16 protein-coding genes and 1 pseudogene are annotated in these 21530 nt (G+C 46.2%); 16 read left to right on the top strand and 1 reads right to left on the bottom strand.

The genetic code is table 11. The features are described 5' to 3' along the window. Nucleotides 1-12: 12 nt before the first annotated feature. The 15 genes and pseudogenes from DXA55_RS03860 to DXA55_RS03790 all read left to right on the top strand — a co-directional run bounded on the left by DXA55_RS03860 (nt 13) and on the right by DXA55_RS03790 (nt 20349). A complete protein-coding gene (locus DXA55_RS03860) occupies nt 13-2331 on the top strand; it encodes an ABC transporter ATP-binding protein (RefSeq protein ID WP_117804435.1) in 2319 nt (772 codons plus the stop codon). Then, nucleotides 2324-4177 (top strand): ABC transporter ATP-binding protein, encoded by a 1854-nt coding sequence (locus DXA55_RS03855; protein ID WP_117804434.1) that lies wholly within the window; start codon nt 2324-2326, stop codon nt 4175-4177. Before DXA55_RS03860 ends, DXA55_RS03855 begins: the two co-directional genes overlap by 8 nt. 244 nt (nt 4178-4421) lie before the next feature. Then, nucleotides 4422-5138, top strand: coding sequence for a LytR/AlgR family response regulator transcription factor (locus tag DXA55_RS03850; RefSeq protein WP_022461302.1), 717 nt, complete (start codon nt 4422-4424; stop codon nt 5136-5138). Beyond that, complete coding sequence (locus DXA55_RS03845) at nt 5135-6451, top strand: GHKL domain-containing protein (protein ID WP_022461301.1); 1317 nt, start codon at nt 5135-5137, stop codon at nt 6449-6451. The genes DXA55_RS03850 and DXA55_RS03845 overlap by 4 nt, the downstream gene beginning before the upstream one ends. A 204-nt stretch (nt 6452-6655) precedes the next feature. After that, complete coding sequence (locus DXA55_RS03840) at nt 6656-7858, top strand: hypothetical protein (RefSeq protein ID WP_022461300.1); 1203 nt, start codon at nt 6656-6658, stop codon at nt 7856-7858. Nucleotides 7859-7995: 137 nt separating this feature from the next. After that, on the top strand, nt 7996-8766 hold the full coding sequence (locus tag DXA55_RS03835) for a hypothetical protein (RefSeq protein WP_022461299.1): 771 nt from the start codon (nt 7996-7998) through the stop codon (nt 8764-8766). 171 nt (nt 8767-8937) lie between these two features. Then, nucleotides 8938-9612, top strand: a complete 675-nt coding sequence (locus tag DXA55_RS03830) for a hypothetical protein (RefSeq protein WP_147341990.1) — start codon at nt 8938-8940, stop codon at nt 9610-9612. Between the two features lie 4 nt (nt 9613-9616). After that, the gene (locus tag DXA55_RS03825; RefSeq protein ID WP_022461297.1) at nt 9617-10252 is read left to right on the top strand and encodes an ABC transporter ATP-binding protein; all 636 of its coding nucleotides are present in this window, start codon (nt 9617-9619) and stop codon (nt 10250-10252) included. Between the two features lie 153 nt (nt 10253-10405). Beyond that, nucleotides 10406-10705, top strand: coding sequence for a cupin domain-containing protein (locus tag DXA55_RS03820; protein ID WP_022461296.1), 300 nt, complete (start codon nt 10406-10408; stop codon nt 10703-10705). 12 nt (nt 10706-10717) lie between these two features. Next, on the top strand, nt 10718-11659 hold the full coding sequence (locus tag DXA55_RS03815; RefSeq protein ID WP_022461295.1) for an AraC family transcriptional regulator: 942 nt from the start codon (nt 10718-10720) through the stop codon (nt 11657-11659). Nucleotides 11660-11861: 202 nt separating this feature from the next. Further along, nucleotides 11862-13238, top strand: a complete 1377-nt coding sequence (locus tag DXA55_RS03810) for an ABC transporter substrate-binding protein (RefSeq protein WP_022461294.1) — start codon at nt 11862-11864, stop codon at nt 13236-13238. 211 nt (nt 13239-13449) lie between these two features. After that, nucleotides 13450-14312 (top strand): annotated as a pseudogene (locus tag DXA55_RS03805) (carbohydrate ABC transporter permease). Beyond that, on the top strand, nt 14312-15118 hold the full coding sequence (locus DXA55_RS03800) for a carbohydrate ABC transporter permease (RefSeq protein WP_022461292.1): 807 nt from the start codon (nt 14312-14314) through the stop codon (nt 15116-15118). Before DXA55_RS03805 ends, DXA55_RS03800 begins: the two are co-directional and overlap by 1 nt. 98 nt (nt 15119-15216) lie before the next feature. Further along, entirely contained in the window at nt 15217-18255 is a 3039-nt protein-coding gene (locus DXA55_RS03795) for a glycoside hydrolase family 2 TIM barrel-domain containing protein (RefSeq protein WP_117804433.1), read from the top strand. A gap of 66 nt (nt 18256-18321) precedes the next feature. Next, entirely contained in the window at nt 18322-20349 is a 2028-nt protein-coding gene (locus DXA55_RS03790; RefSeq protein ID WP_117804432.1) for a beta-galactosidase, read from the top strand. A gap of 62 nt (nt 20350-20411) precedes the next feature. Here DXA55_RS03790 and DXA55_RS03785 read toward each other — a convergent pair whose 3' ends face one another. Further along, a complete protein-coding gene (locus tag DXA55_RS03785; RefSeq protein WP_117804431.1) occupies nt 20412-20789 on the bottom strand; it encodes a winged helix-turn-helix transcriptional regulator in 378 nt (125 codons plus the stop codon). Between the two features lie 190 nt (nt 20790-20979). On the opposite strand from DXA55_RS03785, the gene DXA55_RS03780 reads away from it, so the two are divergent. After that, on the top strand, nt 20980-21375 hold the full coding sequence (locus DXA55_RS03780; RefSeq protein WP_117804430.1) for a pyridoxamine 5'-phosphate oxidase family protein: 396 nt from the start codon (nt 20980-20982) through the stop codon (nt 21373-21375). The last annotated feature ends 155 nt before the right edge of the window (nt 21376-21530 follow it).

Raw genomic sequence — 21530 nt, 5'->3', positions numbered from 1 at the left:
AAAGGGGAAAAAATGAGTAAGATTTTCAAGAACATGATCCCGTACTGGAAATCGATTCTTGTGATTCTTATGCTTTTGTTTGTCCAGGCGTGGTGCGACCTGTCGCTCCCGTCGTACACATCCGATATTATTGATGTGGGCATTCAGAACAGCGGTGTTGAGCACGTTACGCCCAAAAGGATCAAAGAGGAAGAATTTCAGACAGCAAAGTTCATCATGACGGATGATGAGGCAGACTTGTGGGAGAGCCTTTATACGAAAAAGAACAGCTATTATGAGCGGAACAAAGCTTCCGAAAAAGAACTAGATACAGCGGATGAAACGCTGACCGTTGCACTCCTTATGAATTACCAGATGGGTGCGATGGAGGAAACCACCTTCAAACAGCTCATGGCACAGCAGACCGGTCAGGATGCGTCCGTGTTTGAAAACATGACGATAGGGCAGATCGGAGAGATGATGCATGTGGAGCTGAAGAGCTTCCGGCAGGAAAAAGAAGATGAGGATGGAAACAAGGTGGAAGTGACCTGCGTAGATGTCCGTCCGATTTTTGCGTCTATGCTCGAGAGTGGACAGATGGAGAAGGATGACGTGCTTTCGATGCGCGATAGCATGGAAAAAACGCTCGATACGATGGGAAGCTCGCTGGTAAAATCGATGGGAATTGCCTATGCGGTTTCCGCAGATAAAGCGGCGGGACTTGATATCGACCGGATTCAGAAGTCGTATCTTCTGACGGCGGGTCTTAAGATGGTCGGCATGGCACTTCTGATGGGTGTGGTAACGGTTTTTGTCGGACTGTTTGCATCCCGTGTCGCTGCCGGAATCGGTCGTGATCTGAGAGATCAGGTGTTCAAAAAGGTTGTCGGGTTTTCCAATGCGGAAATGGATCAATTCTCCACCGCATCTCTGATTACGCGAAGTACCAATGACATCCAGCAGATCCAGATGGTATCGGTGCTGCTGCTGCGCATGATTGCGTATGCGCCGATTCTTGGTATTGGCGGTGTGGTCAAGGTGGTAAAAACAGGGGCCGGCATGGGCTGGATTATCGTACTGGCAATTATTGTGATTATCAGCTATGTCATGCTGCTTGTATCTATTACAATGCCGAAATTCAAACAGATGCAGAAGCTGGTAGATAACATCAATCTGGTCTCCCGTGAGATCCTGACCGGACTTTCCGTTATCCGTGCATTCGGAAGAGAGGATAAAGAAGAAGAACGCTTTGATACGGCAAACCGGGAGCTGACCGGGACGACACTGTTTACCAATCGTGTCATGACCTTTATGATGCCCGGCATGATGATGATTATGAATGTACTGACCGTAGGAATTGTCTGGTTTGGTGCACACAGAATCAATGAGGGTACGATGCAGGTCGGCGCAATGACAGCGTTCATTACCTATGCCATGATGATTGTTATGTCCTTCCTGATGCTGACGATGATGTCTATCATGCTGCCGCGTGCTGCGGTTGCCGCAGGCCGTATCGACGAGGTTGTCCGGACAGAGCTTTCGATTCAGGATGCCGAAACGCCGGAAAAATTAGACGTACACAATGGTGTTGTTCGCTTTTGCCATGTCAATTTCCGGTATCCGGGAGCAGAAGAGGATGTATTGCATGACATTGATTTCGTGGCGGAGCCGGGAAAGACAACGGCAATTATCGGCAGTACCGGCTGCGGAAAATCAACGCTGGTAAACCTGATTCCGCGTCTTTACGATGTGACGGGCGGAGAGATTACCCTGGATGGGAAAGATATCCGAAACATTACCATGAAGGATCTGCGAGACGAGATTGGCTTTGTACCGCAGAAAGGTGTGCTGTTCTCGGGAACGATCGCATCGAACCTGCGCTTCGGAAAAGAAAATGCAACCGATGCCGAGATCGAAAAAGCAGCAGCGATTGCGCAGGCAACAGAGTTTATTGAAGCAAAAGATGATAAATATGAGACCGCGATTTCCCAGGGCGGAACAAATGTGTCCGGCGGACAGAAACAGCGTCTGGCGATTGCGCGTGCGATTGCAAAGGATCCGAAAATCTTTATTTTCGATGACAGCTTTTCTGCACTTGACCTGAAAACGGATGCGGCGCTTCGAAAAGCACTGGCGGAGAATGTCAAAGACAGCACTGTGATCATCGTGGCACAGAGAATCAGTACAATTCTCCATGCGGAGCAGATTCTGGTGCTCGATGACGGAAAGGTTGTCGGAAAAGGAACACATGAAGAACTGCTGAAGAACTGTAAGGTTTATCAGGAGATTGCAAAATCCCAGCTCTCGGCAAAGGAGCTTGGAATAGAAAGTGAGGTGGCTGACCATGAGTGACAAGAGAAATCAGCAGCCGCGCAAAAGAGGACCGATGGGAGGCATGGGCCGCGGTATGCAGCCGGGCGAGAAGCCGAAAAATCTGAAAAAATCGATCAAACAGCTTGCACAGTACATCGGAAAATATAAAATTGCGATTTTTGTCGTTATGCTCTGTGCCGCATGTTCGACCGTGTTCAACGTTGCGGGACCAAAAATCCTCGGAAAAGCAACAACGGCATTGTCCGAGGGACTGATGGAAAAAATCAGAGGGACAGGCAGCATTGACTTTACAAAAATCGGAAAAATTCTGCTGTTTACCCTTGGCCTGTATCTGATGAGCGCTCTGTTCAGCTTCATCCAGGGCTGGATTATGACCGGCGTTACCCAGAAGGTATGCTATCGTCTCCGGAAGGAAATCTCGGAGAAAATCAACCGCATGCCGATGAAATATTTTGAGAGTCGCACCTATGGCGAAGTGCTCTCACGCATTACCAACGATGTCGACACACTGGGTCAGGGACTGAATCAGAGCATTACCACAATCATCACATCCGTGGCAACACTGGTCGGCGTTCTGATCATGATGCTGAGTATCTCCCCGCTGATGACGCTGATCGCACTTGTGATCCTGCCGATTTCTATGGGGCTGATCGGACTGGTGACGAAAAAATCCCAGAAATTCTTCCGTGACCAGCAGGAATATCTGGGTCACATCAATGGACAGGTTGAGGAGGTTTACGGCGGCCACCTTGTAATTAAGGCATTTAACCGTGAAAAGGATACCATTGAGGAGTTCGAGAAAACCAACAGCATTCTCTATGATTCCGCATGGAAATCGCAGTTTTTATCCGGCATGATGCAGCCGATTATGATGTTTGTCGGGAATTTGGGTTACGCCTGTGTGGCACTGACCGGAGGTCTGCTGGCAATCCGAAACGTGGTTACAATCGGTGATATCCAGGCATTCATCCAGTATGTAAAAAACTTTACCCAGCCAATCCAGCAGATTGCGCAGGTGATCAACATGGTACAGTCGATGTCGGCGGCATCCGAGCGTGTCTTTGAATTCTTGAACGAAGAGGAAGAGGATCAGACCACGGAAAATCCGGCTGACATTGAGACAGTAACAGGAGCAGTAACCTTTGATCATGTACAGTTCGGATACAATCCGGACCAGATCATCATTCATGATTTCTGCGCGAAGGTAAAACCGGGTCAGAAAATTGCCATTGTCGGCCCGACCGGAGCAGGAAAAACGACGATGGTTAAGCTGCTGATGCGTTATTATGATGTAAACAGCGGAGCCATTCTTCTGGATGACCACAATATCAGGGATTTCAACCGCAGAGAGCTTCGCGATGCCTTTGGTATGGTGCTGCAGGATACGTGGCTGTTCAAGGGCAGTATCATGGAAAATATCCGCTACGGCCGGCTCGATGCCACGGATGAGGAGGTTATTGCAGCGGCGAAGGCTGCGCGGGCACACCATTTCATTCAGACCCTGCCGGGCGGCTACCAGATGGAGCTGAATGAGGATGCAAGCAATGTATCCCAGGGACAGAAACAGCTTCTGACGATCGCAAGAGCAATTCTTGCAGACAATAAGATCCTGATTCTCGATGAGGCGACCTCATCCGTTGATACCAGAACAGAGATCGAGATCCAGAAAGCAATGGATAACCTGATGAAGGGTAGAACAAGCTTTGTCATTGCCCATCGGCTGTCCACGATTCGTGATGCGGATCTGATTCTTGTCATGAAGGACGGAGATATCATCGAGCAGGGCAACCATGAAGAACTGCTTGCGAAGAATGGGTTCTATGCAAACCTTTACAATTCGCAGTTTGAGGATATAGTTGCGTAACAGCCTTTGCGGGCGATATAAATTTATTGTAACAACACCTGAGTTGGCAAAACGGTTCAGGTGTTGTTTTTTTTCGAGGGAAAATCTCGTTACATTTTCCCGTCAGGCAAAAAAGCTCTCAGAGCAGAATGATCTGATGTTTGTCCCAGATCATTCATGTTATCCCAGGTTACTTGAGAGAAAAGAAAAAATTTGGTATGCTATTGAGAAGTAGAATCTTCGATAAGAAGCACGGGGGAAAATAATGAATTTAATTTTATGTGATGATGATAAAGTGTTTTTAAATAAACTGGAAATCAGAATTCGAGGTTTATGTCAGAAACATAAGATTGCAGTGAAAATGGAGTGCTACGTATCTGCGAAGGAGATGCTGGAAGGAATCAAAAATCTTGATGAGATTTCTGTTTTTTTTATTGATATCGATATGCCGGAAGTGAATGGATTTGAGGTTGCATCGTATCTGAAAAAGTGGAACAGAGAATGTTGTATTGTGTTTGTATCGAATAAGGATGATCTGGTGTTTCAGTCATTGGTGTATCATCCATTCTTTTTTATCCGCAAGGCACATCTGGATGAGGAACTGGAGCCGCAGTTGCTGGAACTGCAGAAAAAGGCAGGAAAGAAAGTTCCCCAAATAGAACTGCAGACAGGGCGTCAGAGTGTAAAACTTGCATTGCGTGATATCTGGTTTGTGGAGAGCGAGAAGAACTATCTGCTTTTCTATCGGGAAAAAGATACGAGGGATGAGGCGATTCGTGTAAGAATGAAAATGTCAGAAGCGGAGAAAAAACTAGAAGCGCATAAATTTGTAAGGACACATAAAGGATATTTGGTTAACATGAACTATGTATATCGGTTGCGCGAAAAAGAACTTCTGCTATTGAACGGGAAAAGCATTCCTGTCAGCAGAAATTATCTGAATCAGGTTCGAATGAAAATTATGGGAGTGGTGATGGAATGAGTGCAACATTTTGGAAGGTTTTTGAACTTGCAATTTCTGTTTGGGAAAACATACTTTTGTTGGAATTCTGCATGGATTTTATGCAGCAGAAACCCAAAGGGAAAAAAGGTAAAATTTTGTGGGGAATTGCAGTGCTATTTGGGCTAATCTTTCCTGCGTTGGAAAAGTATCCTGCGTTATATGACAGGTGGGAAATGTGGATCACATTGATTTGGCTTTTTGTCTATTTGATGGTGGGTACACAGGGAAGTGTTCTGAGAAAGGTTACTGCAGCGGTAGTTGCGAGAGCAGTATTGATGATGGTAAACACAGCGATCCTTTTCGGCGGCAGTTTTATCCTTCAAGAAAGTGTTGCATCGTTTATTCAAGATCAGGATACAGTAAGAATTGCGATCATGCTATTATCAAAAATTTCTTATTTTTTTGTTGGTAAATTACTAAATAGTCTTTTGTTTGAACGAGAGAATCTGATAAGCTGGCAATGGATTGTCATGGGATGCAACCTTGTTTTCTCAATTATTGCGGGAAATACTATTATTTTGGTAGTAAGAGATCTGCCAAGTGTGCAGATGCAGGAACAGAAATGGATTTTGCTGTGCGTATGCTGTATCTGGCTGATGTGCCTGATTATGTACTTTATAGTACAGCAAATGAGCAAGGATAATCAAACAAAGCTAGAATATGAACTGATGAAAGAAAAAGAGAAATATTCAAAGGAAAGTATGGAAATTATTAAGAGAAGTAATGAAGAATTACGAGAATTTAAACATGATTTGAAAAATTATCTTTTACCTCTGCAAGAGGCAATGGAGACCATGCCGCAGTCGGAAATGGTAAAGGTATGGGAAAAAATTAATCAGAAAATTGAAGATGTGCAGACACTAATTCAGACAGGAAACAGTTATGTGGATTCTATGATTAATACAAAAATTACTCTTGCGAGAAGTGAAAAAGTAGATGTGAAGTGTACGATTCTGAGCAAAATGGAAGGAATTGATGATTTGGAATTTTGCTCTGTGTTTGGAAATCTCATGGATAATGCGATTGAAGCAGAGCGGAAAGTTACAGAGAAGAAAGAAATTATAATTTTTGTAGAGGAAAAAATGGGATATCTTCGGTTGGAGATTCAAAACAAAATAGAAAAATCTGTTTTAAATGAAAATTCAAGTTTGAATACGACGAAGAAAGATACAAGCAGCCACGGGATTGGGCACAAAAGTGTAAAACGGACGATGCAAAAGGTAGGTGGCGCGTTAAAGTATTATGAGACAGGAGATTTGTTTTGCGCAGAGGCAGTATTTCCGATAAAATAAGATAAAACGTAATAAAAAAGACTTTATTTGTATGAAGGAAGCAAAAAGAATGCGGATTTCAAAGAACAAAGTTTTATTTTTTGCTATCTGTACTGATTATCCCAGATAGAGCATGATATCCCAGATCCGTTGACGATGGAGAAAAATTTCGCTATGCTTCGAGTAACAGAAGAGAAAGAACGAAATTTTGAAAAGAGGGGATATATGGGAAAGAAAGTATTGGGAATTATGGTAATATTACTGTTCTTTACAGGTTGTCAGAATATGGGAAATGAGTCAGAAAATTTGCAGCAGGTAGAAAAACAGGAAAATGGAGAAGAACGGAATAGTTCTATCAGCAATGATGAAACGGAAACAAATGTGACACCTGAAAATGATCAGGAATTAAGCAATGGTGAGCACATCCGTTTTCAGCTTGGCAGTCAGGCCAAAATTGATGCGATTGTTGACATGCCGGACAAAAAATGGAATGAGTTTGAAAAATGTGTGATAGAAGTGGATGGATTTCAAGGAGAAAGTGTGTTCAATAAAATACTTGGGAAAATTCCGGAAAGTGGATTGGAAACAAGAAAAGGAGACACAGGAGAGCCGGACGTTTGTTATTCGTATGAGGGAATACTTGGCGAACAATTAAAAAATCAAAATGGAACGGTGTCTGTCAGCAATATATTAGGAGTGGAAACGGAAGAAGGAAAAAAAGTTTATTATAATTTGCCTGTTGAATATATTACATCAGCCTATGGTGAAGGGATTTTGGTCAGAGACAATGAGCAGGAAATTTCATTGGAAGACGAAGAAAAGCTGATAGAGGAAGGAAAAGAGTTTGTTAGATGGATTGGAGACTGGGAAAAAGTTGAATTGACCAGTAAATACAGTTTTTCGTATGAACAGATGGAAAAACAGCAGGAATTAATGGAACAGGCAATCGAGAATGGAGAATTGCTAAAGCCTCAGAAGATTCAGAAATATGAGTGGTCAAAAGCAGATGATTGTTTCCTGTTGTTTTTTCAGGGTTATCTGAATGGGGTTCCTGTATTATGCAATGAAATTAACCGGCAGGATGATCTTTATATTCCGTCATCTAAAATACAGGCTGTTATAACGGAGGGCGGAATTCAATATCTTCAAGCAGTTAATCACTATGCTATTCGGGAAAAGGAACCGGTATCTCTTGCGGAAAAAGATATTATTTTGGAAACGCTGAGAAATAAGTATGATTTGGCAATTGCAGAGCCGATTACGCTGAATCAGATGAAACTGATTTATTACCCGATGACAACGGGAAGAAATGAAACAGGGCATTGGATGTGTGATATGATTCCTGCGTGGCAGTTTCGATTTATAGAAGATGAGATCGAACAGTATGTTTACATCAATGCACTGGATGGACGGGAAATTGCAGGGTGAGTTTGTCTGAGATTTACGAGTTACTCAAAGAATAAATTGTTTTGCGGAAGATGTGACTCCGGGCTAAGCGGGTCACATCTTTTTAAAAGACGAAGAGGATAAGAGATTGTTGCGGAAGGACAAGAAGGTGATCTTTCATGAATTTTTTTCGAATGATAAAAATGGATTTTAAAAGAATGTTTTTATCAGGAAAATTTTATTTTGCCATCGCAGGTGCGATGCTGGTTACCGTGTTAAACATCAGTCAGGAAGCAATGCAGAGCCGGTGGAATGCATCGGTATATTACCTGGTTGTCAGCAGTCATGGTGTGGGGGCATTTTTTGAAGTGTTTTCTGTGCTGGCTGTGCTGCCGTTTGCGCTGAGCTATTGGGAAGACAGCAGAAATGGCTATCTTAGATGCATTGAGACACGCATAGGGAGAACAGCATATTGCTGGTCGCATCTGGTGGTTGCCTTTTTCGGTTCTGTGATCAGTATTTTTCTGGGAATGGCAGTTGTTTATGGCGTTTTGGCATTAAAAATACCGTGGATAAAAAAAGAAGAGCTTGAAACATTAACAGGCAGTTTAAGCTATGGAAATGGACTCGTTCTGCCGTTTTACCTTGCCGCAAGATTTGGAGTTGAGGCTGTCAAGTATGCATTTATGGCAGTTTTTGCGCTTATGATATCGGGAAAAATAAAAAATCTGTTTGTGCTGGTCAGCACACCGGCTCTTTTTTATTATGCAAGCCAGCTTGTAGCAGAAGCGCTGCAGCTGCCGGGCCAGATGAGATGGTACCAGCTCCATGGGGGAAGTATCCGGAATTTTAAGGATTTTTTTGTGATAGCTGGTTATTTCCTTATTCTGACAGGAATGGAAGGTGTAATTTTCGTGCGAGTGGTAAAGAGGAGGGCGCAGAATGGATAGAATACGGATGAGCCTCGGGTATGTCAGATACGTTTGCGGAAAACATTCACAACACCACGGTTTTATGTTGCGCTGTTGTGGATTGCGATCCTTTTTCATGTAATGACGGTGGGTATTCGAGGCTTCTGCGAGCAGACCGGAGTTGATGTGACTTTTTGGATGCTGCCGTTTATGACCAGATATAATGGAGACCAGATTATCATTGTTCTTGGGGCTCTGCTGCTTTTCTGTGATGCTCCGTTTCTGGAACCGAACAGCGGGTGGCAGATTTTGCGGGCCGGGCGGAAAAGCTGGTTTTGGGGAAACATGCTGTACATTGTGGTTGTTTCCTTTTTTTACACCATATGCTTAAGTATGATTCCGGTACTGCTTGTGTTTCCGAATGTAGGGTGGGAAACCGGATGGGGGAAGGTGATCAGTACGCTGGCTCAGACGAATGCGGCATATACCTTTGACCAGGAACCGTTGGATTATCTGATCCTTTCGAGATTTTCGCCGCAGGAGGCAATGGGACTCACAATGCTTGCGATCTGGTGCCTGTCGGTTATGACAGGCGTTGTGAGTTATGCCGGAAATTTTCTGGTACACAGGGGATTTGGAATCGTCATCAACTGCGGCATCGCACTCACTGCGCTTCTGCTCAGCAAATTTTCCAGCATCACAATCGGCTATTACTGCGCGCCGCCGCTTTGGATGAATATTGCGAGCTACAAGTGGCAGGGATATGGAAACGGGCCGTCGATGGCATATGTTTACAGTGTCTTTGCGATTGTCATCGGCGCATGCACGATCCTTTCGTATCTCGGGATCCGGAAAAAGGATCTGAACTTTGTGGAGGAAATCTGAAAGAATGGAAGAAAAGATAAGAATAGAAAACGTGACAAAAAAGTTTGGCAGCTACGCGGCGTTGGACGGGATCAGCCTGAGCTTCGAAAAAGGAAAAATTCACGGAATGATCGGAAGAAACGGAAGTGGGAAGACGGTACTGTTCAAATGCATCTGCGGATTTCTCCGGGTGGACGATGGAGCGGTTTTTGTGGATGGAAAACAGATTGGGAAAGAGATCGAAGCGCCGGAGAGTATTGGCGCCATCATCGAGACACCGGGCTTTCTTCCGGGCTACAGTGCCAGACAGAATCTGCAGTTTCTCGCCGGCATCCGCAGGAAGATCGGAAAAAAGGAGATCGATGCGGCCATCCGAAAAGTCGGACTGGATCCGGAAGCGAAAAAGCATGTCGGCAAGTATTCGCTCGGCATGCGCCAGCGTCTCGGTATTGCACAGGCGATTATGGAGGAACCTTCCCTTCTGATTCTGGATGAACCGATGAACGGTCTCGACAACCAGGGCGTGCAGGAGATGCGGCAGCTGTTTTTGAAACTGAAAGACGAAGGAAAAACCATTCTTCTTGCCAGCCACAACCGGGAAGACATTGCAGCACTGTGCGATACGACGGTGGAGATTGACAGAGGAAAGATTGTAGGCTGACGGAAAAAAGTTGCTCGTTTTTGGTGAATCTCATTGTCTTCCGGTGAAGCAGAGAATATAATAAAAACACAGAGAAGATCGAATCTTACGCTATTTGGTGTAGGATGGAGACAGGGAAAACAAAAAAAGATTACGAAAACGAGGACATGAACAATGGCAGACAGACACACAACAGAAAAATTGCTGGAGGGCGAACGCCTTTCCGGAAAGGTGACACTCTTTGCAAAAGTAACGATTTTACCGGGTGATGAGCTTCCGTATCATGAGCATCATGGGGAGACAGAAGCGTATCACATCCTGTCCGGTGCGGGTATGTATCAGGATAACGACAAAACCTACCCGGTGCAGGCGGGCATGACGACGTTCTGCGAGGACGGCAGCGGCCATGCGGTTTCCTGCGCAGGGGAAGAACCGCTCGTGTTTCTGGCGATGATTCAGAAAAAAGTAGAATAAGCAGGTACGGATATGAGCAGAAAGAAAAAGCCCAGAATGGAATACCGCTATTACGAAGTGCCGGAAAAATGCCCGGTGCTGGTGCTGCAGGGAGAAAAATGGTTGCAGAATTATGGGTACCAGATTGATTATCTGCATTTTCATAACCTGATGGAGATCGGTTTCTGCTATTACGGTGAGGGAACGATTGTTTTGGAAGATGAGGAACTGCCGTATCATGGCGGTATGTTTACGGTGGTGCCGAAAAACTTTCCGCATACAACAAACTCAAAAGAAAACAGTGTATGTTCCTGGGCATGGGTGTTTGTGGATGTGGAAGGATTTATTACAGAGCTGTATAAGGGCAATATGCGCATGGCACAAAAGCTGATTGCGCGTATTAACCAGAAGGCCCATTTTGTGAAAAATGAGGAAAGGCCGGAGGTCGCGGAGATGATCAAACTGATCATTAAATGCATGGGTGAAAAACGGGAATTTTATCTCGAGGAAGTGAAAGGACTGACCAGAGCGCTTCTGATGCAGATTGCCAGATGGAATGAAAGGGACGAGGAGCAGGAAAAGAATTCTATTGTAGATGATGCCAGTATCGCTCTGATTCTGCCTGCGCTGGATTATATTGGAGAAAATTATAAAGAGATTCTTCGAATTGAGGAGCTGGCAGAGGTATGTCATATCAGCGAAACACATCTGCGCCGTATTTTTCAGGAATCCATGCGGATGACGCCGGTTGAGTACATTAACTGGGTCCGGATCCGGGCGGCATGTAAGGAACTGCGGAAAACAAATATTTCTGTAAATGAGATTGCAATGCGAAGCGGATTCACAACAATTTCTACATTTAACCGTAATTTCCGCCGGATTCTTGGTGTATCTCCACAGCAGTGGCGAAGTGCACCGGAACATTATGAACGAAAATTGTTGAATTTTGATATAAAAACACAGGAAGGATGGTGATGTCCGTCAAAATGCATATAAATGGTTGAAAATGCATAGTATAGAGTTAAAAATGCGCACAAACGACGGGAAATATGTTATACTTTGTACATGTTGAGGGAATAAAAACATAAAAAATGTACAAAACAACCAAAAAATTTCTGCGCTGTAAAAAGTGCGGAGGTTCCGGTTGTAAAATAACATCTTAAGGAGGATGTGCAATATGAAAAGAAAAATTGTATCAATCGTAATGGCATCAGCAATGGTATTTGGACTGGCTGCATGTGGTTCCAGCGGAGGAACTACAACAAGTTCCAGCAACGGCGGAAACGATGCATCAGCAGCAAGTGAAACCACTGCAAAATCAGAGAGCAGCGACGTAGTAGAGGGCAGCTCTGATGATGACAACACCTTAACCGTATGGACCTGGGACCCGAACTTCAACGTTTACGCGATCAAGAAAGCAGCTGAAATTTATGCACAGGATCACGAAGGATTCAAAGTAGAAGTCAGCGAAGTACAGTCCGACGACATTGAAACCCGTCTGACCACAGCAGTTTCCGCAGGAGACTTAAGCACTCTGCCGGATATCTTCCTGATGCAGGATAACTCCTTCCAGAAATATGCAACCAACTATCCGGACATCTTCACCGATCTGACCGATTCCGGAATTGATTTCAGCGAATTCTCATCCGCAAAAGTTGCTTACTCTACTCTGGATGGGAAGAACTACGGAATTCCGTTCGACAATGGTGCCGTTATCGAGTGCCTGCGTACTGATATGCTGGAGCAGGCAGGCTTCACCGTAGATGATTTCACAGATATCACCTGGAATGACTTTATGGAGAAAGCAAAAGTTGTCAAAGAGAAAACAGGCCAGCCGATCCTGACATCTCAGGCCGGATCTCCGGACCTTGTTATGGAAATGCTGCAGTCCTGCGGTGAGTCCCTTTTCAACGAAGATGGATCTGTCAACATCGTAGACAACAAAGCACTGAAACCAATCCTTGAGATTTACAGCCAGATGGTAAAAGATGGCACTCTTGTAGAGGTTACTGACTGGGATCAGTACATCGCATCCATCAACAACGGAACTACAGCAGGCGTTATCAACGGATGCTGGATCATGGCTTCCATCACAGCAAATGAAGATCAGTCCGGCAAATGGGCAATCACCAATATGCCGAAACTGGACGGCGTTGACGGAGCAACCAACTACTCCAACAACGGTGGTTCTTCCTGGGCAATTTCTTCCAACTGCAAAAAACAGGATCTTGCCATTGACTTTATGAAATCTACCTTCGCAGGCAGCACAGCTCTTTACGATGATATCATCGCAAAAGGCGCTCTGGCAACCTGGGCACCGGCAGGAGATTCCGAAGCATATGCACAGCCAGTTGCATTCTTCAGCGATGACCCGGTTTACGCAAAGATCGTTGATTTCGCAACCAAGACTCCATCCAACATCACTGGAGCATTCTACTACGATGCACGTGATGCTGTCGGAACCGCACTTTCCAATATCATCCAGACAGGAGCAGATATGGACAGCGAACTTCAGACCGCACAGGAAACTGTAGAGTTCAACATGGGTGGCTGATATCCTGCAATACATAAAAAAGTAGGACGATAAGAAACGGGTCTGCTTCCTGGACAGACAGAAGCAGGCCCGTTCTGTATCTATGCGGTGTGTGTTTGAAAAATGATTTCTGCAGGAGAACATGAAATGTTGTCTGCAAAAAGATTTTTTCAAACACACGCCAGGTAAAAAAAGAAAGGAAGATTCCATGAGCAGTCAGAAGAAAAAAGGAATGAACTTGGAAAGAAAACAGAATCTTACCGGCTGGGCTTTCCTGATGCCGGCAACGATCCTGATCGCATGGATGAGCTTTTATCCGATGATTCAGGCATTCATCCTGTCTTTACAGACAGGTATGGGCATCAACCTAAAATTCAACGGATTTGCAAACTATGCCCGTATTTTAAAAGACCCGACCTTTAAACAGACCTTAAGCAACACCTTCTTTTATCTGATTATTCAGGTGCCGATCATGCTGATCCTCGGCCTGATGTTTGCTTCCATGCTGAACAACAAAGATCTGCGTTTTAAGGGACTGTTCCGTACCTGCATTTTCCTGCCGTGCGCAACATCTCTCGTATCTTACGCGATGATCTTCCGTTCCCTGTTTGCAAATGACGGTTTTATCAACACCGTTCTCCGCGGCCTCGGCATGAACCCGATCATGTGGTTCTCCAATGCGTGGACAGCCCGTGCGGTTATCATCATCGCCCTGATCTGGAGATGGACCGGATACAACATGGTCTTCTATCTCTCCGGTATGCAGAACATTGAATATTCGATCTACGAAGCAGCCAAAATCGACGGCGCAAGCCGCTGCAGACTTTCTTCAAGATCACCGTTCCACTGTTAAAACCGATGATTCTGCTGACCACAATTACTTCTACCAACGGTACTCTGCAGCTGTTCGATGAGTCCCTGAACCTGACAAACGGAGGTCCTGGAAAATCAACCATGACCATGTCTCATTATATTTACAATATGTCCTTTGTACAGAGCCCGAACTTTGGCTATGCGGCAGCAATGTCCATCCTGATCCTGATCATGGTAGCCATTCTGGCACTGCTTCAGATGAAAGTAGGTGACGAGCGATAATGGGAAAAGCAAAGAAATTTTTCATGTATCTGATTTTAACGGTAGCGTCGATCCTTTCTGTTTTTCCGCTGTACTATATGTTCTGCGCGTCTACAAACAGAAGTATTGATGTCATTGCCGGAAAACTGATTCCGGGTACGTATCTGATTGACAACTTTAAAGCGCTGATTGCGCAGCAGAACCTGCGCCTTGCACTGTGCAACTCCTTCCGGAATGCGACGGTGCTGACCATTCTCTGTCTTCTGGTCTGCTCGATCGCCGGTTATGGATTTGAGATCTATCATGATAAAGCAAAAGATGCGGTATTTACCGTACTTCTGACTGCGATGATGATTCCGTTCGCAGCCATCATGATCCCAATGTTCCGTATGTTTTCCCAGCTAAAGATGGTCAACACGATGGCAGCTTTCATGCTTCCTTCGATTTCAACACCGTTCATGATCATGATGTTCCGCCAGGCTTCCCGTTCCTTCCCGCACGATATCATCGAAGCGGCAAGACTCGATGGCTTAAGCGAGACAGGAATTTTCTTTCGTATGTATATGCCGACCATGAAATCGACGTATGCGGCAGCAACAATCATCACCTTTATGAACGCATGGAACAACTACCTGTGGCCGAAGGTTATCTTACAGAACAATGAATCCATCACCATGCCGATGCTGGTAGCGAACCTGCTCGGCGGCTACACTGTAGATTATGGTGTGCTGATGCTCGGCGTATTTATCTGTACGATCCCGACAGCAATTATTTTCTTCTGCTTCCAGAAGAGCTTCACAGAAGGTATCACAGGTGCCGTAAAATAAGAAAAAGAATCGAACAGAAAAGGTGGATATTTGGATGAATATCCACCTTTTTTTCAAAAGATCAAAAAGAACAAAATTCCAGAAGGAGGAAAATAAAAATGGGTGTATTTCAGTATGAAAAAGTGAAGGACCCGACGTACTATGGAGAAAACCGGGTGGCGGCGCATTCCGATCACAGATATTATGGATCGGTGGAAGAAATGGAGCAGCATGTGGAAAACTTCCGTCACAGTCTGAACGGACTGTGGAAATTCCATTACGCAAAGAACTACGAGAGCACGATTCCGGGATTCGAGACACCGGAGTATGACTGCACAAAATGGGACGATATCCGCGTGCCGGCACATATCCAGATGGAGGGATATGACGCACCGCAGTATGCCAATGTGCAGTACCCATGGGAAGGAAGAGAAGAGATCCAGCCGGGCGAGATTCCGGAGCGGTTCAATCCGACGGCTTCCTATGTGAAATATTTTGAAGTGCCGGAGCAGATGAAAGGAAAACGGCTTTTTGTTTCCTTCCAGGGAGCAGAGAGCGGTATTGCCGTATGGCTGAACGGAACGTTCCTTGGCTACAGCGAGGATACGTTTACTCCGTCCGAGTTTGAACTGACCCCGTATCTGAAAGAGGGCGAAAATAAACTGGCTGCGCAGGTTTTCAAATGGACGAGCGGAAGCTGGTGCGAGGATCAGGATTTCTTCCGTTTCTCCGGTATTTACCGTGATGTGTATCTGTACACGATTCCGGAGGTTCACGTTTCGGATCTGAAAGTACAGACGCTGCTGGATGATACGTTTACGAAGGCAGATCTGGTCATTGATACGAAAATGATCGGAACAGGAAAGGTAAAAATTACCCTGTTAAAAGACGGAACGGCACTGCAGAGCACCGAAGGTGTGCTGGATGGGGAAACACAGTTTGTTCTGAAAGTCGATCACCCGGAACTGTGGTCCGCAGAGACACCGGTGCTGTATGATCTTCTGCTGGAAGTCACCGCAGAGGATGGAACGGTGCAGGAACTGATTCCGCAGAGAGTCGGATTCCGCCGCTTTGAGATGAAAGACCACATCATGATGCTGAATGGAAAGCGGGTTGTCTTTAAAGGCGTCAACCGCCACGAGTTCAGCTCCGTATCCGGCCGTGTCGTTTCGAGAGAAGAGCTGATCAAAGACCTGACGACGATGAAACAGAACAACATCAATGCAATCCGTACCTGCCATTACCCGGATGCGGTCGGCATTTATGATCTGTGCGATGAATACGGTCTTTACATGATCGCGGAGTGCAACATGGAGTCCCATGGAACGAGAGATACGGATGCGGTACGAAGCGGAGATTTCTCCGGTGTTGTACCATGCGACCGCCCGGAGTGGATGGACTGTATGCTCGACCGTGTCAATTCGATGTATCAGAGAGACAAAAACCATCCGGCGATTCTGATCTGGTCCTGCGGAAATGAATCGTTTGGCGGAAAAGTTATTTTTGAAATGTCCCAGTTATACCGGAAAATGGACCCGACCCGTCTCGTTCATTATGAAGGAGTTAATGACGACCGCAGATACAACGACACCAGCGATATGGAAAGCCGGATGTACACCACCGTCAATGAAATCCGTGAATTCTTGTCGAAAGACAGAAGAAAACCGTATGTCTGCTGTGAGTATGCACATGCGATGGGAAATTCCTGCGGCGCCATGAAGAAATATATGGATCTTGCCGAGGAAGAACCGCTGTTCCAGGGCGGCTTTATCTGGGATTATATCGACCAGTCAATCTACAAAAAAGACCGCTACGGAAAAGAGTTCCAGGCGTACGGCGGAGACTTTGATGATCATCCATGCGATTACAATTTCAGCGGAAATGGTATTGTATACGGCGGCGAGCGCGATGCTTCCCCGAAGATGCAGGAAGTAAAATTCTGCTATCAGAACATTGCTGTGGATGTACAGAAAGACAAAGCAGTTGTAAAAAATAAGAACCTGTTTGTGAATACCGATGCGTTTGACTGCGTGGTAATTCTCGAAAAAGAAGGAAAGAAACTGAAAGAAGTGCCGATGGAAATTTCCGTGGAGCCGCTTTCCGAAAAAACAGTGGAGCTTCCGATTGCCGTACAGACCCTTCCGGGCGAGTATGCGGTGACCGTTTCCTTCCGCCTGAAAGAAGATACCATATGGGGCAAGCGCGGCCATGAAGTTGCATTCGGACAGGGTGTTTATGAAGTGGAAGCACCGGCGAAAGCAGAAAAACCGGCGAAATTTGAAGTGATCCGTTCCAACCATGATTTTGGTGTGCGCGGCGAAAATTTTGATGTGATGTTCTCCGATCTGAACGGCGGACTCGTATCGTACCGTTACGGCGGCGTTGAGATGATCAAAATGATTCCGAAACCGAACTTCTGGCGTGCGCCGATCGACAATGACTGCGGAAGCCTGATGCCGATGCGTTACAGCCAGTGGAAGATTGCTTCAATGTATCTGTCCCACAAATATCCGAACGGCAGCCATTATCCGGGACTGTATGCGCCGGAAATCGAAGTACACGAGGACTGCGCAGAAGTCAGCTACCGCTATGTAATGCCGACCACACCGGCGAGCGAGTGCCGTCTGACCTACCGTGTCTTCGGCGATGGAAGCATTCAGACGACGCTGACGTATGATCCGGTGAAAGAGCTCGGCGATATGCCGGAATTCGGCATGATGTTCAAACTGGATGCCGATTATGACAACGTTACCTGGTACGGCATGGGACCGGAGGAGACGTATGTGGACCGCTGTGCCGGAGCAAAGCTCGGTGTTTATAAGAATAAAGTCGAAGATAATATGGCGAAATATCTCGTTCCGCAGGAGTGCGGCAACAAGGTTGGTGTACGCTGGGCAACCGTGACGAACCGCAAGGGCCGCGGTATGATGTTCAGCGGCGACAAGATGGAATTTTCCGCACTGCCGTACACACCGCACGAGCTGGAAAATGCGATGCATCCGTATGAACTGCCGCAGGTACATTACACCGTTGTGCGCGTGGCAAAACAGCAGATGGGTGTTGGCGGAGACGACAGCTGGGGTGCACAGACCCATCCGGAGTACCTGATTCCGATTGATAAAAAACTGGAGTTTACCTTTACGTTTATGGGAATCTGATGCGTTCAGCCCATTCTGTCCGTGGACAGGATGGGCTGTCTGCGAAAGAAAAGGAGACAAAAGCAGATGGAGAAAGAAGTAAATTTTGGAAAGCTCCTGCACGGGGGCGATTATAACCCGGAACAGTGGCTGGATTACCCGGAGATTCTGGAACAGGATCTGGCGTATTTCAAGAAAGCCAGAATCAACGAGGTTTCGCTTGGCATGTTTTCCTGGGCATTTTTAGAGCCGGAGGAAGGAGTTTTCCGTCTGGAATGGTTAAAAGAGGTGATTGACCGCCTGTATGAAAACGAAATTGTGGTCATGCTTTCCACGCCGACGGCGGCAAGACCGCGCTGGATGACGGAAAAATACCCGGAGGTGCTCCGTGTCAATGCAGCGAGAGAACGGAATCTGTACGGGGAGCGCCATAATCACTGCTATACCTCACCGGTTTACCGGGAAAAAACGAGAATCATCAATACGAAGCTGGCGGAAATGTTCAAAGACCACCCTGGCGTGATTGCATGGCATATTTCGAATGAATACGGCGGAGAGTGCCACTGCCCGCTGTGCCAGGAGGCATTCCGCGGCTGGGTGAAGAAAAAATACGGCACACTGGAACGGCTGAACCGTGCCTGGAATACCGGGTTCTGGAGTCATACTTACCAGAGTTTTGACCAGGTGGAGAGCCCGTCTCCGAAAGGAGATTCTTCGCTGCACGGACTGAATCTGGACTGGAAACGGTTTGTGACGGATCAGACCGCGGATTTTGTAAAATGGGAAATCAAAGCGCTGCGGGACGCTGGGGCAGAACAGCCGTCTACCATCAATATGATGTATAACTTTACCGGACTGAACTACTACAAGTTTGCCGATGTGATTGACTTTGTATCCTGGGACAATTATCCGACCTGGCATAAAGAGGCGGAGACGGTAACAGCGATGGATACAGGTATGCAGCATGACATTATGCGGAGCATTCAGAAAAAGCCGTTTTATCTGATGGAGAGCTGTCCTTCCGCAACGAACTGGCAGTCCGTCAGCAAGCTGAAAAAACCGGGCATGCTGCAGGCCGCGTCACTGCAGGCAGTTGCGCATGGGTCGGATAGTGTGCTGTATTTCCAGATGAGGCAGAGCCGCGGTGCATCCGAAAAATTCCATGGGGCCGTGATCGACCATTATGGCGTATCGGATACTAGGGTATTCCGTGAAGTGGCGAAAGTCGGCGTAGCTTTGGAGAAACTGCAGGAAGTGAACGGTTCGCAGAACCCGGCGGAAGCAGCCGTGATTTATGATGTCGAAAACCGCTGGGCGGTGGAAGATGCGGCGGGTCCGCGGAATGCAGGTGTTTTTTATAAAGAAACCGTGGAAAAGCCATATCAGGCATTCCGGAAACTGGGCATCAATGTGGATCTGATTGACGAGACGAGGAGTCTCGACGGATACCGTGTTGTGGCAGCGCCGATGGTTTATCTGCTGCGGGAAGGATGGACAGAGAAGGTTCGGAACTTTGTGAAAAACGGCGGAATTTTTCTGCTGACTTACTGGTCCGGCATTGTGGATGAGACGGATCTCTGTTACTTAGGCGGAACGCCGCATGACCTGATGGATGTGATGGGATTCCGGAGTATGGAGATTGACGGCTTATACGATGGCGAATGGAACGAAGGAATTCCGGAGCCGGAAAATCCGCTGCATCTGGAACGGGCATACCGCTGCAGTCATCTCTGCGAGCTGGTACAGCCATCGACGGCGGAAGTGCTGATGACATACGGAAAAGATTTCTATGACGGCATGCCGGCGATGACCCGGAATGTGTACGGAAAGGGAAAAGCGTATGCCGTTTGTGCGGACTTTGAACAGGGACTGTACGATGAAGTCTGCCGGAAACTGGCAGAAGAGGCCGGTGTGGAGCGGATCGTGGAAGAAGTTCCGGAAGGTGTGGAAGTCACGATGCGTAAGCAGAAGGACGGAACCAGGTACGTGTTTGTCCAGAACTTTAGCCGGGAGACCGTTGAAGTCAAACTGCCGATCGAGCGCTATCCGGTATGGCAGGGAACGTATGACGGAACGATCGGAAGCTGGAAGACGATTGTGCTGAAAGGAAGATAGAAGAGAAGAAAAGTCTGTTGAGAAAAACCGAAATGGGCTGTTTCTCAACAGACTTTTTTCGTTCATGCATTTGCAGCAGCGTCTTCTTCCTGCGCCAGCTTTTTCTTATACACTTCGCCCCAGTCCCACATCGCATCCATGATCGGGTGGAGGCTGAAGCCGAGTTCCGTCAGGGAATATTCGACACGCGGCGGTACCTCGGCGTAAACTTTACGGTTGACCAGACCGCTCTGTTCCATCTGGCGGAGCTGGGAAGTTAAAACTTTTTGAGAGACGTGACCGATGGACTTTTTCAGCTCGCCGAACCGCATGGTGCCGTGGAGCAGCAGATCGCGCAAGATCAGAACTTTCCATTTATCACTGATCAGAGTCAGCGTAGTTTCCACCGGGCAGGGCGGAAGATCAGCAAGAGAAACGGGTGTTTTTTCTGCGGATGACATAAGAGAAGACCTCCTTTTTGAAGAAAATAATGATTTGAAAGATGGCGGAAACGTCTGATTTTACACAATAGTATCTTTTGGGTAACTACACCACAATATTGTGCTTACTTTACGAAAGAACTCTATGGACTTATTATAAAGCCATCGAAAGAAAAAAACAATTCAAAAAAACAAAATGGAGGAAAGTAAAATGAGCAAAGCAGTAGAATTTTTAAATGAGAATCCGGTACAGTATCTGGCAACGGTAGGTCGTGACGGAAAGGCAAAATGCCGCCCGTTCATGTTTGCAGGAGAGGTTGACGGAAAACTGTGGTTCTGCACCAACAACACAAAAGATGTTTACAAAGATATGCAGGAGAATCCGGAAATCGAAATCTCTGTTTCCAGCCCGTCCTACGCATGGATCCGTCTGCACGGAACCGCAGTGTTTGAAAATAACATGGCTGTAAAAGAAGTGTGCATGCAGAACCCGATCGTAAAAGGCCAGTACCAGACCGCTGACAACCCGATTTTCGAGGTGTTCTATCTGGACAATGCACACGGTGTAATCGCAGACTTTTCCGGAAACCCACAGTACGAGTTTTAATCTGTCGCTATGAATTTGAAAACTGCGCGTCGCATTCTCGTTACTTTAGTGATGAGTTAGACGCGCAATTTTTTTAATATAAAACAGAACAAATGTTTGATATATTATTATGGATATGGTAAAATACTTTTATGGAGAAAGATATGTTTACAATT

This window comes from Blautia sp. OF03-13, assembly GCF_003460685.1.
GTDB lineage: Bacteria > Bacillota > Clostridia > Lachnospirales > Lachnospiraceae > Fusicatenibacter > Fusicatenibacter saccharivorans.
This window is presented reverse-complemented; position numbering and strand designations above follow the sequence as displayed.

Coding starts and splice junctions, on each gene's coding strand:
- DXA55_RS03860 (WP_117804435.1), top strand. CDS start 13: ATGAGTAAGATTTTCAAGAACATGATCCCGTACTGGAAATCGATTCTT.
- DXA55_RS03800 (WP_022461292.1), top strand. CDS start 14,312: ATGGGAAAAGCAAAGAAATTTTTCATGTATCTGATTTTAACGGTAGCG.
- DXA55_RS03785 (WP_117804431.1), bottom strand. CDS start 20,789: ATGTCATCCGCAGAAAAAACACCCGTTTCTCTTGCTGATCTTCCGCCC.
- DXA55_RS03840 (WP_022461300.1), top strand. CDS start 6,656: ATGGGAAAGAAAGTATTGGGAATTATGGTAATATTACTGTTCTTTACA.
- DXA55_RS03835 (WP_022461299.1), top strand. CDS start 7,996: ATGAATTTTTTTCGAATGATAAAAATGGATTTTAAAAGAATGTTTTTA.
- DXA55_RS03850 (WP_022461302.1), top strand. CDS start 4,422: ATGAATTTAATTTTATGTGATGATGATAAAGTGTTTTTAAATAAACTG.
- DXA55_RS03830 (WP_147341990.1), top strand. CDS start 8,938: ATGACCAGATATAATGGAGACCAGATTATCATTGTTCTTGGGGCTCTG.
- DXA55_RS03845 (WP_022461301.1), top strand. CDS start 5,135: ATGAGTGCAACATTTTGGAAGGTTTTTGAACTTGCAATTTCTGTTTGG.
- DXA55_RS03780 (WP_117804430.1), top strand. CDS start 20,980: ATGAGCAAAGCAGTAGAATTTTTAAATGAGAATCCGGTACAGTATCTG.
- DXA55_RS03825 (WP_022461297.1), top strand. CDS start 9,617: ATGGAAGAAAAGATAAGAATAGAAAACGTGACAAAAAAGTTTGGCAGC.
- DXA55_RS03810 (WP_022461294.1), top strand. CDS start 11,862: ATGAAAAGAAAAATTGTATCAATCGTAATGGCATCAGCAATGGTATTT.
- DXA55_RS03815 (WP_022461295.1), top strand. CDS start 10,718: ATGAGCAGAAAGAAAAAGCCCAGAATGGAATACCGCTATTACGAAGTG.
- DXA55_RS03855 (WP_117804434.1), top strand. CDS start 2,324: ATGAGTGACAAGAGAAATCAGCAGCCGCGCAAAAGAGGACCGATGGGA.
- DXA55_RS03790 (WP_117804432.1), top strand. CDS start 18,322: ATGGAGAAAGAAGTAAATTTTGGAAAGCTCCTGCACGGGGGCGATTAT.
- DXA55_RS03795 (WP_117804433.1), top strand. CDS start 15,217: ATGGGTGTATTTCAGTATGAAAAAGTGAAGGACCCGACGTACTATGGA.
- DXA55_RS03820 (WP_022461296.1), top strand. CDS start 10,406: ATGGCAGACAGACACACAACAGAAAAATTGCTGGAGGGCGAACGCCTT.